This window comes from Streptomyces stelliscabiei, assembly GCF_014873495.1.
In the GTDB taxonomy this organism is placed as follows: domain Bacteria; phylum Actinomycetota; class Actinomycetes; order Streptomycetales; family Streptomycetaceae; genus Streptomyces; species Streptomyces bottropensis.
This window is the reverse complement of record NZ_JADBGF010000001.1, coordinates 3,836,617-3,850,616: the sequence shown is the minus strand read 5'-3', so window position 1 is coordinate 3,850,616 and position 14,000 is coordinate 3,836,617. Positions and strand designations below refer to the sequence as shown.

The window sequence follows — 14,000 nt, the reverse complement described above, 5'->3', positions numbered from 1 at the left end:
GCCAGGATCTCAGTGCACCTTGTCGCTCACCTCGGTGGCGGCGGACTTCCGCCCGCCGAGCCTGTCCTTGACGACCGCGATGCCGACGACGACCGCCGCGACCAGCAGCGACAGCAGCAGGATCTCGCGGTTGCCGTGCTCGGTGTCGGTGAGCATGTAGCCGAGGACGAAGAGGATCAGTCCGATCGTGGCCCACGTCAGATACGGGTACAGCCACATCTTCACGACGAGCTTCTCCGGCGTCTCCCGCTCGATGATCTTGCGCATGCGCAGCTGCGAGAAGCAGATGACGAGCCACACGAACAGGGCGACCGCGCCGGAGGAGTTGACGAGGAAGAGGAAGACACCCTCGGGGAAGAAGTAGTTGAAGATGACCGCGACGAACCCGAACACCACCGAGGAGAGGATGGCCGCCATCGGCACACCGCGCGCGTTCGTCCGGCCGAACGCGCGCGGCGCGTCCCCGCGCTCGCCCAGCGAGAAGGCCATGCGCGAGGCCGTGTACAGACCGGAGTTCAGACAGGACAGCACCGACGTCAGCACGATGAAGTTCATGATCTGACCGGCGTGCGCGATCCCGAGGGAGTCCAGGGCGGCGACGTAGGAGCCCTTCTCCTTGATCGACGGGTCGTTCCACGGCAGCAGCGTGACCACGACGAAGATCGAGCCGAGGTAGAAGACGCCGATCCGCCAGATGATGCTGTTGGTCGACTTGGTGACGGCCTTCTGCGGGTTCTCCGTCTCCCCGGCGGCCAGCGTGGCGATCTCGCTGCCCATGAAGGAGAAGACGACCAGCAGGACACCGATGAGGATCGCGCCCGGGCCGTGGGGGAGGAACCCGCCGTGGTCGGTCAGGTTGGACAGCCCGGCCTTGTCGGTGTCGGCCCCCGGCAGTACGCCGAACACCGCGAGACCGCCCACCACGATGAACGCGGCGATCGCGACGACCTTGATCCCGGCGAACCAGAACTCGAACTCACCGTAGGAGCCCACCGAGACCAGGTTCGTGGCGGTCAGCACGACCATCACGATCAACGCCCAGCCCCACTGCGGCACCGCCGGGATCCAGCCCTCCAGGATCACCGCACCCGCGGTCGCCTCGACCGCGAGCACGACGACCCAGAAGAACCAGTACAGCCAGCCGATCGAGAACCCGGCCCAGCGCCCGAGCGCGCGGTCGGCGTGGGCCGAGAACGACCCCGACGTCGGGTTCGCGGCGGACATCTCACCGAGCATCCGCATCACCAGCACCACCATCGTGCCGACGAGCGCGTAGGACAGGAGGATGCCGGGACCGGCGGTCCTGATGCCGGAACTCGATCCGACGAACAGGCCGGCCCCGATCACACCGCCGATCGCGATCATCGACAGATGACGGTTCTTGAGGCCGGCGTGCAGACCGGGGGAGGGGGGAGAGGACGAGTCTGGATCGTCCGCCTGGGGAGGCAGGGTCGGCTGCGAGGTCATGGGGGAGGTTTCCTTTGCGCCGTCGTGGGGACTTCCGTGCGTCTGCCCAGCGACCCCCGATCGACTCTCGTACGAGCGGGAAACGAGAGTCGGCAGCCGGGAGCCGGGTGGGCCGCCATAAAGATCGGTCCAGTGAATCGGAGGCGAAAGTGTTCCTGGGCCTTTGAATCCAGATCGTTACTTGAGGTTTACTTGAGGTTCTCTGGCCCGGTGTCAGGTTTCGCCGGTCAGCACCCCGTCGTGCCGCGCCGAAACGCGCGTGTCACACTCGGACCATGCGCGTCTACCTCGGCTCTGATCACGCCGGATACGAACTCAAGAACCACCTCGTGGAGTGGCTGAAGGCCGCCGGCCACGAGGCCGTCGACTGCGGTCCCCACATCTACGACGCCCAGGACGACTACCCGCCGTTCTGCCTCCGCGCGGCGGAGCGCACGGCCGCGGACCCCGGGTCCCTCGGCATCGTCATCGGTGGCTCCGGCAACGGGGAGCAGATCGCCGCGAACAAGGTGGCCGGCGTCCGCGCCGCCCTCGCGTGGAGTGCCGAGACCGCCGCGCTGGGCCGCGAGCACAACAACGCCAACGTCGTCGCCGTCGGCGCCCGCATGCACTCCCAGGAGGACGCGACGAAGTTCGTCGAGACCTTCCTCAACACCCCGTTCTCCGGTGACGAGCGCCACATCCGCCGCATCGACATGCTGGCGGCGTACGAAACAACCGGCGACCTCCCGCCCATCCCGGCACACCACCCCCAGGGCTGAGGCGCCCCCCGCGCCCCTGGCGTGCAGAGGGCGCAGCCCCCGCACGCCAGGGGCGCGGGGAACTGCGCGGGCAACCCCCACCCCACCCGCACCCGAAATCGCACGCCTGCCACCCCCCACCCCCCACCCCCCTGCCGAACCCCCGGAGGACCCCGTGCCGGAGGGGCACACCATCCACCGACTCGCCGAAGACTGCCTGGCCCACTTCGGCGGTGGCGGCCGGCCCACCCACGTCACCAGCCCCCAGGGCAAGTTCAGTGACGCCGCGGCCCTCCTCACCGGCGCCCCACTCCACACCGCCGAGGCCCACGGCAAACACCTCTTCCTGCACTTCGGCGACCCGGACGCCGAGGAACGGGTGCACATCCACCTGGGCCTCTTCGGCAAGGTCACCTTCGGGCCGGCCCCCGCGCCCCCGCCCACGGACACCGTCCGCCTGCGGCTGCGCAACGACACGTCGTACATGGACCTGCGCGGCCCGACGACCTGCGCCCTGGTCACGGACGCCGAGAAGCAGGCGGTGCACGCGCGCCTCGGCCCCGACCCGCTCCGCGCCGACGCGGACCCGGCCCGCGCGTACGCCCGTGTCTCCCGCAGCCGAACGACGATCGCGGCGCTGCTCCTGGACCAGAAGGTGATCGCGGGCGTCGGCAACGTCTACCGCGCGGAGGTCCTCTTCCGGCACGGCATCGACCCGTACCGCGCGGGCAGGGACATCACCCCGGCGGAGTGGGACGCGATCTGGGCCGACCTCGTCGGCCTCATGCGCGAGGGGGTGCGGCACAACCGCATCGACACCGTCCGCCCGGAACACACGCCCGAGGCCATGGGCCGCCCGCCCCGCGTCGACGACCACGGCGGCGAGGTGTACGTGTACCGCAGGGCGAGCATGCCCTGCCATCTGTGCGGCGGCGAGATCCGCACCGCCGACCTCGCCGCCCGCAACCTCTTCTGGTGCCCGTCCTGCCAGCAGAGGTGAACCCCCGGCCCACCGGGTCGGGTTCGGGCTCCGCGCCCTAGAACCCGTGCGGCAGCCAGGGCGCCGGCCCCGACGCGAGGAACCCCACGGACGCCTCCGCCAGCGCCCCCTCCCGCAGCTCCCGCACCAGCCCGGCCGCGGCCAGGGCGGACAGGCTCACACCGCCCAGATAGGCCGACCCCAACTCCCGTACGGACAGGGAGAGATCGGCGGCGTCGGCGGTCCGCTCGCAGGTCGCGCCCTTCGGGTCGCCGGTGAGCCGCCAACGCCCCTCGTTCCAGGGACAGAAGGAGTCCTCGACCTCGAACACCACGTCCAGCGGCGCCTGATAGGTCCGCAGACGCAGGGCCGCGCCGACGTCCACCAGCCGGAGATACAGGTCGTCCGTCATCCGCAGTCCGCAGCGGCGGATGTCCGACACCAGGTGCAGCGCGGGCTCGTCCACGGGCAGCCGGTGCGCGACGACGCGCGACGTCAGGTCGATGTCGAAGAGGAACCGCCACAGGGCGGCGCGCGCGGCGGGGTCCAGGGCCTGGAGCGCGCTCACCTGGACGACGCCCTCCGCCCCGCTCGGCCCCCAGTCGGACTTGATCCGGAACCGCGCGTACCCGACCACACCGGAACCGTCGCCGTCGGCCCGCTCGGCCACCACGCACTGCAGGGGCGAGGCCCCGTTGCGATGGCGTTCCGTGTCGAGCAGGTCCGCCTGCGCCCAGCCGGGCCGCCGGGCCAGCATCCCGGGCCGCTCCGGCACTTGCCGGGCGTACACCGCCTCGCACGCGTCGAGCACCTCCGCGGGGTCGGCGTAGCGCAGCCGTACGTCATCGGTGCCCGGCGGTACGGACAGCCGTACCCGGGCGGTGTCGATGTCGGCGGTGAGCCGGCGCGTGGCGAGGCCGTATCCGAACCGGCCGTAGATCGCCGGCTCCGACGCGGTCAGCACGGCCAGCGGCTCGCCCCAGGAGCGGATGTCGTCCAACTGCCGCCGCATCATGGACGTCAGCACCCCGCGCCGACGGTGCGTGGCCGCGACACCGACCATCGTGACGCCCGCCGCGGGGACGACCGAGCCGCCGGGCACCGCGAGACGGAAGTCGAACGCCCCCGCCGTACCCACGCATTGGTCCCCTTCCCACACGCCGACGGAGCGGTCGTACGGGGTGAGCGCCTGCCACAACTCGCGCTCCTCCGGCGGTTCGGGGGTGCCGCCGAAGGCGCGGACGAGGTTGTCGTACCAGACGTTCCAGTCTTCCTTGCGCAGTGGCCGCAGCTCAGTCGTCATACGCCATGCCTAGCAGGGCGCTCCGGCGCGAGCGAGCGAATTTGCCCCGCGCGTCGCGGCGCGACGTGGGATCCTTCCCAGGTGCCGCACGGAGGGCGCACGGGGGCCGAAGGACGCGTTCCGGTGTGAGATCTGTGTGAGATTCGTCGTGAACCGGCCCTCGGAAGGGGGACAAGTAGGACCTCCTGTGCACAGGGGCTGGTCCGATGGATAAGGTCCCGAACAATGGCAGCAGGACGAGAGCGGCGCGCGGCGGCCGATACGCTCACGGCCCGGATGAAGAAGCTGGTTCACCGGGTCCGCACCGGCGTGCGCAAATCCGCCGTCGACTACTTCCGCGGGGACGGCTCCGACTGGATCGCCCTCGTCGGCCTGCTGATGATGATCCCGCTGATCGCCTGCCTCACGCTGATCAACGAGGTCTGGTTCTCACCCGCCGTCCTGGTCCTGCCCATCGTCGCGGGCGGCCTGTTGCTGCGGCCCGCCAGCCTCCTCGGCCTGTACGCGGCCGCCGCGACCGCGCTGATCGTGGAGTCGGTACGGCTCGGCCCCTATCCCGAGGGCCCGGCCCGGGTGACGCCCGGCATCGTGCTCGTGGTCGCCGCCTGCGGTTTCTTCGGCCTCCTCATCGCCCAGTTCCGCAGCCGGGTCGGCGTGCCCTGGCGGCGCGGCGGCACCATGCTCTTCGACCTGCGCGAACGCATCCGGGTACAGAGCAAGCTGCCGCAGCTGCCCGTCGGCTGGCACCGCGAGATGGCCCTGCGCCCCGCGGGCGGCCAGTCCTTCTCCGGTGACTTCGTCGTGGCCGCCCGTACGAACGGCGGCCGCACCCTCGAAGTCGTCCTCACCGACGTCTCCGGCAAGGGCATGGACGCGGGCTCCCGCGCCCTGCTCCTGTCGGGCGCCTTCGGCGGACTGCTGGGATCGCTCCCACCGCACGCCTTCCTCCCGGCCGCCAACGGCTATCTCCTCCGCCAGGACTGGGACGAGGGCTTCGCGACCTCCATCCACCTCGTCCTCGACCTCGACTCCGGCGACTACGAACTCTTCTCCGCCGGCCACCCCCCCGGGCCTCCAGCTCAGCGCGGGCACCGGTCGCTGGGAGGAGAAGGCCGCCGAGGGCCCCCTCCTGGGTGTCTACGACGGTGCCCAGTTCGACCCGGTCAAGGGCTCGTTGCGCCCCGGCGACGTCCTGATGCTGTTCACCGACGGACTCGTCGAGACCTCCGAGCGGGACATAGTCGAAGGCATCGACCGCCTCACCGGCGAGGCCGACCGCTACGTCGCGGGCGGCTTCCACGGCGCCGCCTGGCACCTCATCGAAGCCGTGGCCAAGGACGTCAACGACGACCGAGCCCTTCTCCTGATCTGCCGAGAAGGCCCGACGGCGACACGGTAGGTGTCCCTGAAAGGGGCGCGGGGAACGGCGCGAGAACCCCCACCGGACCGGCAGACGGGGGTCAAAGGGGCGCAGCCCCTTGAGGATGGGACGGGTAGGGGCGGCGGGGGCGACATCCGGACCGCCACCCGCCACACCCACCCGCCACCCGCCACACCCACCCGCCACCGACCACCCGCCTCCCGCCACCCGAAGGAGCCAGGAACCCGATGCCCCCGACCCCTCTCTCCCTCCCCGAAGTCGAAACCCTGGCCAGAACCGCCCACGCCACCCAGACGGACAAGGCCGGCCACCCCTACACCGAGCACCTCCAGGCGGTGGCGGACGGCGTCACGGCACGAGGCGGCGACGATGACCAGATCGCCGCGGCCTGGCTGCACGACGCCGTCGAGGACGGCGCCCTCACCGAGACCTGGCTCACCGAGGCCCCCCTGACCGCCCGCACGAAGGCCATCGTGCGGGCGCTGACCAAGCGCGAGGGCGAACGACCGGAGGCGTACGCCGCCCGCATCCTCGACACCCCGGGCGCCCTCCTCGTCAAGCAGTCGGACCTCGCCCACAACGCGAACCCGGCCCGCCTCGCCGTCCTGGACGAACCCACCCGCACCCGCCTGACCCACAAGTACGCCCACATGCGAAACCTCCTCGGCCTGCCGGACGAACCGGCGGCCGAGGAGGCCACGGGGAACAACTGAGGGCGAAGAACCCGGCGCCGGGGCCGGGAACGGAACCCGGGTGCCTACGACCTGGCGCCGGCCTTCCCTCGCTCACGGGCCAGCTCGGTGGCGTCCCGCTTGAACGCCCACTCCATCTTCGGCTCCATGGCGAACCGGAACATCCGCTGCACCGGCGGGGTGCACAGCACGGTGATGACGGCCGCCGCGAAGAAGGTGGCGAACAGCTCGCCGAGCGGCTGGTACACCCACGCGTTGGCGTCGTACCAGTCCCAGAAGCGCGAGCCCTTCGCGAGGAACCCGTGCAGCAGGTAGCCGTACAGCGTGCCCGCGCCCAGGACGGTGAACCACATCTTGCGCCGGGGCACCCAGGCGAAGAAGCACGTGGTGAGCACCATGGAGCAGCCGAACAGCGCGAAGGTCATGACGATCCCGGCCCACCACGGCGCACCCAGCTCCTGCGCGCTGTCACGGTGGTAGAACCAGGCCGAGTTCATGTCCGGGCCCAGCCAGTACGCCATGGCCAGCGCGCTCCCGGCCACCGGCAGAGACAGGATCCGCACCTCACGGCGCCGCATGAACTGGAAGTGCGCGGGCTTCATGAAGAGACCGACGACGAAGAACGGCAGGAACTGCAGGACACGTTGCAGGTCCAGGTCGTCCCCGATGTCGGGGGAGACGGAGGCGAGCGCCGCGATGGCGAGGGCCACCGGGACCGGCCAGCGCACGACCTTCCACAGCGGCGTCGTCAGCCGCCACACGAACAGCGCGATGAGGAACCAGGTGAGGTACCAGGGGTCGAGCAGACTGATCGGGTGGGAGGGGTCGTCGTCGCCCCACCGCTTGAAGAAGGAGTAGGCGATCTCGAAGAGGACGTACGGCACGGCTATGCCGGTGACCAGTCGGCGGAGCCGGTCGGGGCGCATGTCGAAACTGCGCGAGAAGTAGCCGGAGATGATGATGAACGCCGGCATGTGAAACGTGTACACGACCATGTAAAGCGCCTCGGCGGCGCGGCTGTGGTCGGTGAGCGGCTCCCACGCGTGCCCCATCGCCACGAGCACGATGGCGAGGTACTTGGCGTTGTCGAAGAACGCGTCACGTTGTTTGGCCGGTCTGGCCTCCGGGGAGGCGCCACTCGGCGCCGGGTGGGGGGACGAGGACTTCAGCGAGCGCGGACTCGGCACTCCGTCGGCGGACGGCTGTGGTGACTGTGCCGGCGGGAGCGGCGTCCCGGACCGGCCGTGCGGTCGCAGCGAGTTCGTCACAGACCCTCCCGCCGGAAACTCCGGAAGACGGTCCGAGCACTCGCTGCGCAAGCGGGGGACGAGGCAGCGGTGAACATCTGAGGCACCCTAGCGTTGTCTGTGCGATTACGTAAAACCACCCACGTGAATCCTGTATTGAGGGGTACGTGTGCCTCACGCGTACCCCGGATTCGTGAAGTCATGACCGGGTAGAGCATCACCGTGTGTACACCGTGCGGCGGTTGCCATCTGGCGGTCTGTCCGCATTCATCCCGACTAAATGGTGCATAACGTGCGCAGGCGACTCCGGTGAAATGTCCGGTTAATTACCGTCCTGGCCCTGCCTCTTGATGTGTCTGTGGCAACAATTCGAATTACCTGCGCACGGGTTGTGTGTGCACGGAAACGATCATCCCGAATTCACTCCCGGCACGCTCCCGTTGACCGGGGGCGGAGGTGGCGCGCGTGCGGTGCCGTGACCGACGTTGTCTCACCTGCTGCATATGACGGCCCCGTTGGTGGCACGATGGTTCTGGCGGGGTGCGCGTGGGGTCGGCGCCCCGGGCCGGGTGCGGACCGACCGAGGGTGTGATCTGTGTGGCCATTTCGCTGTCAGTGGTGCTCTTGCTGGGGATCATCCTGGTAGTGCTGATGCGGGGAGGGACGATCAAGGCCGGACCGGCCGTCGTCGCCATCCTCTTCGGCTTCTTCCTCGCCTCGACGGGTATGGCTGACGACATCCAACGCTTCCTGAACTCGATAGCGGACACGATCAACTCGATCCAGTTCTAGTGACCGCCCGAACACGCGCCGTGCGCACCCGCGCACGCGTCGTGCGAAGGCGGACACGCGCCGTACGACGGCGGAGCGGTCGGTCGGCGAACCGCGAGGCGACAAAAAACCTCCGGCCCGGTCCGAGGGATTCCCTCGAACCGGGCCGGAGGCCGTTGGAGCGGGCGACGGGAATCGAACCCGCGTAGCTAGTTTGGAAGACTAGGGCTCTACCATTGAGCTACGCCCGCACAGCTCGCGCCGCAGGTCGGGCGACCGCGGCACTGAAGGCATCGTAGCGGGTCGGGCGCCACCGCCGCACACCCCTTCCGGGCCGCGCCTGTCGTCCGCCGTCGCACACGCCCGCGCACTCGGTAAATGCGGCAATCCCATGGCCTGCGGGCATGTACCCTACGTGTCGCACCAGACGGGGTGTGGCGCAGCTTGGTAGCGCGTCCGCTTTGGGAGCGGAAGGCCGTGGGTTCAAATCCCGCCACCCCGACCACCGTGCCGGCAGGCGCGCCCGCCACCGGCAAGATCACCTTTTGGGGCGTGTACCGCCTGCGGCTACTATGCAAACTGCGCGCCCGTGTGTCTGCACTCTCACGTCTCTCAAGGGCCGCGAAGTCCGCTGAAGCCCCGCCCACCGGCGGGGAAGGTCAGCAGAACCCCAAGAAGTCAGCCCCCAAGGAGACCGAACCGTGAAGAGCGCCGTGGAGACCCTGAACCCGACCCGGGTTCGGCTCAGCATCGAGGTGCCCTTCGAGGAGCTCAAGGACAGCCTCGACGCGGCGTACAAGAAGATCAACCAGCAGGTCACGGTGAAGGGCTTCCGCAAGGGCAAGATCCCGGCCCGCGTCATCGACCAGCGGTTCGGCCGCGGTGCGGTTCTGGAGGAGGCGGTCAACGACGCGCTCCCGAAGTTCTACACGGACGCGGTCAACGAGGCCGAGCTCAATGTCCTGGGCCAGCCCGAGGTCGACATCACCGAGCTGAAGGACGGCGAGACGCTGAACTTCACCGCCGAGGTGGACGTCCGCCCGGCCATCGAGATCCCGGACTACTCCGGCATCGAGGTCGAGGTCGACGCCGTCGAGGTCACCGAGGAGGACATCGAGAAGGCGGTCGAGCAGCTGCGCGAGCGCTTCGCCTCCACCTCCCCGGTCGAGCGTGCCGCCGAGGACGGCGACGTCGTGACGATCGACCTGGAGGCCAAGGTCGACGGCGAGATCCTGGAGGACGGCGTCGCCGAGGGTGTCTCCTACACGATCGGCTCCGGCGAGCTGCTGGACGGCATCGACGACGCCGTGAAGGGCCTGGAGGCCGGTGGCGAGACCACCTTCGCCTCCGAGCTGAAGGGTGGCTCGGCGGCCGGCAAGGAGGCCGAGGTCACCGTCAAGGTCACCCAGGTCGCCGCCCGTGAACTCCCGGCCCTGGACGACGAGTTCGCCCAGCTCGCCTCCGAGTTCGACACCCTCGAGGAGCTGCGCGCGGACAGCCGCAAGCGCCTGGAGAACATGAAGCAGTACGACCAGGCCACGCAGGCCCAGGAGCGTGTCCTGGAGAAGCTGCTGGAGATCGTCGAGGTGCCCGTCCCCGAGAAGCTGCTCGAGGACGAGATCAACACCCGCAAGCACAACCTGGAGCACCACCAGCTCGGCCAGATGGGCCTGGACCTGGAGAAGTACCTGGAGATCCAGGGCAAGACGGTCGAGGAGTTCGACGCCGAGACCAAGGAAGCGGCCGTCAAGGGCATCAAGACCCAGTTCGTCCTCGACGAGCTGGTCGCCAAGGAGAAGCTGAACGTGAACCAGGAGGAGCTCACCGAGCACCTCATGCGCCGCGCCGCCTCCTCCGGCATGTCCCCGGACGAGTTCGCCCAGGCGGTCGTCCAGAACAACCAGGTCCAGCTCCTCGTGGGCGAGGTCGCCCGCGGCAAGGCCCTGGCCCTGGTCGTGGAGTCCGCCACCGTGAAGGACACCAACGGCGAGGTCGTCGACCTGGACGACGACGAGGACGAGGAGACCACGGAGGCCTCCGCCGAGTCCGCCGAGGAGACCCCGGCCGCGGCCGAGGCCGAGGAGAAGGCCCCCGAGGCCTGATCGCTCCGCTCGTGACGCCTTGACGGGCCCCCGGGACACCCTTGGTGCCCCGGGGGCCCTGGTGCATTTCAGGGGCGCGGGGAACTGCGCGGCCCGCCGCGTACGAGCCGCACTCGCCGACGCCCCTGGCGTGGCAGACGCGTCCGCGGCTCGTGGCGGGCCGGTCGCCCAGATCCCCGCGCCCCTTCGGCGGGGGCGGGGGCGACCAGGCCCCCGCTCGACCAGCGGAGCACATGCGCTGACAGCGAACAGTTCCCTTTGCGGGATTCACCGGCGGAGCCACCGCGTTAGGGTCCATGAAGACGAGGGCTGGGCTGTCGATGAACGGCTCGGCCCCCGGAAGGGAAACGTGAAGACGGCCCGGCGCCGTCGTAAGACGAGCAGGTGGATACGTGACGAATCTGATGCCCTACGCCGCCGGAGAGCCTTCCATCGGCGGTGGCCTCGGCGACCAGGTCTACAACCGGCTGCTTGGCGAGCGGATCATCTTCCTCGGCCAGCCGGTCGACGACGACATTGCCAACAAGATCACCGCACAGCTGCTGCTCCTTGCCGCGGACCCCGACAAGGACATCTACCTCTACATCAACAGCCCCGGCGGCTCCATCACGGCCGGCATGGCCATCTACGACACCATGCAGTTCATCAAGAACGACGTCGTGACGATCGCCATGGGGCTCGCGGCCTCGATGGGCCAGTTCCTGCTCAGCGCGGGCACCCCCGGCAAGCGCTTCGCGCTGCCGAACGCCGAGATCCTGATCCACCAGCCCTCGGCCGGCCTGGCCGGTTCGGCGTCGGACATCAAGATCCACGCCGAGCGGCTGCTGCACACCAAGAAGCGTATGGCGGAGCTCACCTCCCAGCACACGGGTCAGACCGTCGAGCAGGTGACCCGTGACTCGGACCGTGACCGCTGGTTCGACGCCTTCGAGGCCAAGGAGTACGGCCTCATCGACGACGTGATCCCCACGGCCGCCGGTATGCCGGGCGGCGGCGGCACCGGGGCCGGGCAGGAGTGACGGCACCCGCCGGCACCTCCACCCCCGCAAAGCCCCCAGCCGACCGCCTCAGCCCCTCTCAGGCTCCCAGGAGACCACAGTGAACGACTTCCCCGGCAGCGGCCTCTTCGACGGCCCACGCTCCCAGTACACGGGCCCGACGGCCGAGTCCCGTTATGTCATCCCGCGCTTCGTCGAGCGCACCTCGCAGGGCATCCGTGAGTACGACCCGTACGCGAAGCTCTTCGAGGAGCGGGTGATCTTCCTCGGGGTGCAGATCGACGACGCCTCCGCCAACGACGTCATGGCGCAGCTGCTGTGCCTGGAGTCGATGGACCCCGACCGGGACATCTCGGTCTACATCAACAGCCCCGGCGGCTCCTTCACGGCGCTCACCGCGATCTACGACACGATGCAGTTCGTGAAGCCCGACATCCAGACGGTCTGCATGGGTCAGGCGGCCTCCGCCGCCGCGATCCTGCTGGCCGCGGGTACGCCGGGCAAGCGCATGGCGCTGCCGAACGCCCGGGTGCTGATCCACCAGCCGTACAGCGAGACGGGCCGCGGTCAGGTCTCCGACCTGGAGATCGCCGCCAACGAGATCCTCCGGATGCGTGCCCAGCTGGAGGACATGCTGGCCAAGCACTCCACCACGCCGATCGAGAAGATCCGCGAGGACATCGAGCGCGACAAGATCCTCACGGCCGAGGACGCGCTGGCGTACGGCCTGGTCGACCAGATCATCTCCACGCGGAAGATGAACAACGACAGCGTCCGCTGATTGCGAAAAGGATGTATCGTCTGCCGCCCCTTGGCATGGTTGGCACCATTTGACCCAGTGCACGACAAGGTGCACGTCAAAGCGAACCGTGCCAAGGGGGGCCCGAACGAGGGGCCCGGCAAGGTACCGTCGACATAAGGCAGCACCAGGAGCCGCTGGATTCCAATCGTCCAGTCGACTCCCAGGCGAAGGGGAAGCACACCGTGGCACGCATCGGTGACGGCGGCGATCTGCTCAAGTGCTCGTTCTGCGGCAAGAGCCAGAAGCAGGTCAAGAAGCTCATCGCAGGGCCCGGTGTGTACATCTGCGACGAGTGCATCGACCTCTGCAACGAGATCATCGAGGAAGAACTCGCGGAGACCAGCGAGGTCCGCTGGGAGGAACTCCCGAAGCCCCGCGAGATCTACGAGTTCCTCGAGGGCTACGTGGTCGGTCAGGAGGCGGCCAAGAAGGCGCTCTCCGTGGCCGTGTACAACCACTACAAGCGCGTCCAGGCCGGGGAGAACGGCGGCGGTCAAAGCCGCGAGGACGCCATCGAGCTGGCGAAGTCCAACATCCTGCTGCTGGGCCCCACGGGCTCGGGCAAGACGCTCCTGGCCCAGACCCTCGCGCGCATGCTGAACGTCCCGTTCGCGATCGCGGACGCGACGGCGCTGACGGAGGCGGGGTACGTCGGCGAGGACGTCGAGAACATCCTGCTGAAGCTCATCCAGGCGGCCGACTACGACGTCAAGAAGGCCGAGACCGGGATCATCTACATCGACGAGATCGACAAGGTCGCGAGGAAGAGTGAAAACCCTTCCATCACGCGTGACGTGTCGGGCGAGGGCGTCCAGCAGGCCCTGTTGAAGATCCTGGAGGGCACCACGGCCTCGGTTCCGCCCCAGGGCGGCCGCAAGCACCCCCACCAGGAGTTCATCCAGATCGACACGACGAACGTCCTGTTCATCGTGGGCGGTGCCTTCTCCGGGCTGGAGAAGATCATCGAGTCCCGGGCCGGCGCCAAGGGCATCGGCTTCGGCGCGACGATCCGCTCCAAGCGCGAGCTGGAGTCCAAGGACCAGTTCGAGGCCGTCATGCCGGAGGACCTGGTCAAGTTCGGCATGATCCCGGAGTTCATCGGCCGTCTGCCCGTCATCACCTCGGTCCACAACCTGGACCGCGAGGCGCTGCTCCAGATTCTCATCGAGCCCCGCAACGCGCTGGTGAAGCAGTACCAGCGCCTCTTCGAACTCGACGGCGTGGAGCTGGACTTCGAGCGCGAGGCCCTCGAAGCCATCGCCGACCAGGCCATCCTCCGCCAGACCGGCGCCCGCGGCCTGCGCGCCATCATGGAGGAAGTCCTGATGTCGGTCATGTACGAGGTCCCGTCCCGCAAGGACGTCGCCCGGGTCGTCATCAACGCGGACGTCGTCCGCTCCAACGTCAACCCGACCCTGATCCCCCGCGACGCGCGGGGCCGGGGCCCGGGGGAGCAGAAGACGGCGTAGCCGCCTGCCTTTGACCGAAGAGGGCACCCGACGTCTCACGTCGGGTGCC

General features: G+C 69.0%; 11 protein-coding genes, 2 tRNA genes and 1 pseudogene. 10 read left to right on the top strand and 4 right to left on the bottom strand.

Annotated features, from left to right (window positions below; all coding sequences use genetic code 11):
* Nucleotides 1-9: 9 nt before the first annotated feature.
* Nucleotides 10-1,467 (bottom strand): amino acid permease, encoded by a 1,458-nt coding sequence (locus H4687_RS17005; RefSeq protein WP_046918110.1) that lies wholly within the window; start codon nucleotides 1,465-1,467, stop codon nucleotides 10-12.
* A gap of 275 nt (nucleotides 1,468-1,742) precedes the next feature.
* On the opposite strand from H4687_RS17005, the gene H4687_RS17000 reads away from it, so the two are divergent.
* Nucleotides 1,743-2,228, top strand: a complete 486-nt coding sequence (locus H4687_RS17000; RefSeq protein ID WP_046918111.1) for a ribose-5-phosphate isomerase — start codon at nucleotides 1,743-1,745, stop codon at nucleotides 2,226-2,228.
* Between the two features lie 154 nt (nucleotides 2,229-2,382).
* Nucleotides 2,383-3,207 (top strand): Fpg/Nei family DNA glycosylase, encoded by an 825-nt coding sequence (locus H4687_RS16995; protein WP_097250184.1) that lies wholly within the window; start codon nucleotides 2,383-2,385, stop codon nucleotides 3,205-3,207.
* Between the two features lie 37 nt (nucleotides 3,208-3,244).
* On the opposite strand, the gene H4687_RS16990 is transcribed toward H4687_RS16995, so the two are convergent.
* The gene (locus H4687_RS16990; protein ID WP_050398211.1) at nucleotides 3,245-4,489 is read right to left on the bottom strand and encodes a GNAT family N-acetyltransferase; all 1,245 of its coding nucleotides are present in this window, start codon (nucleotides 4,487-4,489) and stop codon (nucleotides 3,245-3,247) included.
* Nucleotides 4,490-4,714: 225 nt separating this feature from the next.
* Between H4687_RS16990 and H4687_RS16985 the strand changes: the two are divergent.
* Both H4687_RS16985 and H4687_RS16980 read left to right on the top strand, forming a co-directional pair.
* A pseudogene (locus H4687_RS16985) lies at nucleotides 4,715-5,888 on the top strand (PP2C family protein-serine/threonine phosphatase).
* A gap of 209 nt (nucleotides 5,889-6,097) precedes the next feature.
* Entirely contained in the window at nucleotides 6,098-6,583 is a 486-nt protein-coding gene (locus H4687_RS16980; protein WP_050398213.1) for an HD domain-containing protein, read from the top strand.
* A gap of 44 nt (nucleotides 6,584-6,627) precedes the next feature.
* On the opposite strand, the gene H4687_RS16975 is transcribed toward H4687_RS16980, so the two are convergent.
* The gene (locus H4687_RS16975) at nucleotides 6,628-7,830 is read right to left on the bottom strand and encodes an acyltransferase family protein (RefSeq protein ID WP_050398214.1); all 1,203 of its coding nucleotides are present in this window, start codon (nucleotides 7,828-7,830) and stop codon (nucleotides 6,628-6,630) included.
* A gap of 576 nt (nucleotides 7,831-8,406) precedes the next feature.
* Here H4687_RS16975 and H4687_RS16970 point away from each other — a divergent pair.
* Complete coding sequence (locus tag H4687_RS16970; protein ID WP_033526477.1) at nucleotides 8,407-8,601, top strand: hypothetical protein; 195 nt, start codon at nucleotides 8,407-8,409, stop codon at nucleotides 8,599-8,601.
* Between the two features lie 156 nt (nucleotides 8,602-8,757).
* Here H4687_RS16970 and H4687_RS16965 read toward each other — a convergent pair.
* Nucleotides 8,758-8,831 (bottom strand) — tRNA-Gly (locus tag H4687_RS16965).
* 177 nt (nucleotides 8,832-9,008) lie between these two features.
* Here H4687_RS16965 and H4687_RS16960 point away from each other — a divergent pair.
* The 5 genes from H4687_RS16960 (at nucleotide 9,009) to clpX (ending at nucleotide 13,951) form a co-directional block, all read left to right on the top strand.
* Nucleotides 9,009-9,085, top strand: a tRNA-Pro gene (locus tag H4687_RS16960).
* Between the two features lie 196 nt (nucleotides 9,086-9,281).
* Nucleotides 9,282-10,682, top strand: coding sequence for a trigger factor (tig, locus tag H4687_RS16955; protein ID WP_046918144.1), 1,401 nt, complete (start codon nucleotides 9,282-9,284; stop codon nucleotides 10,680-10,682).
* Between the two features lie 404 nt (nucleotides 10,683-11,086).
* Nucleotides 11,087-11,701 (top strand): ATP-dependent Clp protease proteolytic subunit, encoded by a 615-nt coding sequence (locus H4687_RS16950; RefSeq protein ID WP_028796973.1) that lies wholly within the window; start codon nucleotides 11,087-11,089, stop codon nucleotides 11,699-11,701.
* 79 nt (nucleotides 11,702-11,780) lie between these two features.
* Nucleotides 11,781-12,461 carry an ATP-dependent Clp protease proteolytic subunit gene (locus H4687_RS16945; protein WP_046918143.1) on the top strand — a complete coding sequence of 227 codons (681 nt, stop codon included), beginning with the start codon at nucleotides 11,781-11,783 and terminating at the stop codon, nucleotides 12,459-12,461.
* A 203-nt stretch (nucleotides 12,462-12,664) separates the two neighbouring features.
* Nucleotides 12,665-13,951 carry an ATP-dependent Clp protease ATP-binding subunit ClpX gene (clpX, locus tag H4687_RS16940; RefSeq protein ID WP_005479362.1) on the top strand — a complete coding sequence of 429 codons (1,287 nt, stop codon included), beginning with the start codon at nucleotides 12,665-12,667 and terminating at the stop codon, nucleotides 13,949-13,951.
* Nucleotides 13,952-14,000: the final 49 nt, after the last annotated feature.

Excerpts from the sequence above, each read along its gene's own strand:
- H4687_RS17005 (WP_046918110.1), bottom strand. The coding sequence starts at position 1,467 with ATGACCTCGCAGCCGACCCTGCCTCCCCAGGCGGACGATCCAGACTCG.
- H4687_RS17000 (WP_046918111.1), top strand. The coding sequence starts at position 1,743 with ATGCGCGTCTACCTCGGCTCTGATCACGCCGGATACGAACTCAAGAAC.
- H4687_RS16990 (WP_050398211.1), bottom strand. The coding sequence starts at position 4,489 with ATGACGACTGAGCTGCGGCCACTGCGCAAGGAAGACTGGAACGTCTGG.
- H4687_RS16980 (WP_050398213.1), top strand. The coding sequence starts at position 6,098 with ATGCCCCCGACCCCTCTCTCCCTCCCCGAAGTCGAAACCCTGGCCAGA.
- H4687_RS16950 (WP_028796973.1), top strand. The coding sequence starts at position 11,087 with ATGCCCTACGCCGCCGGAGAGCCTTCCATCGGCGGTGGCCTCGGCGAC.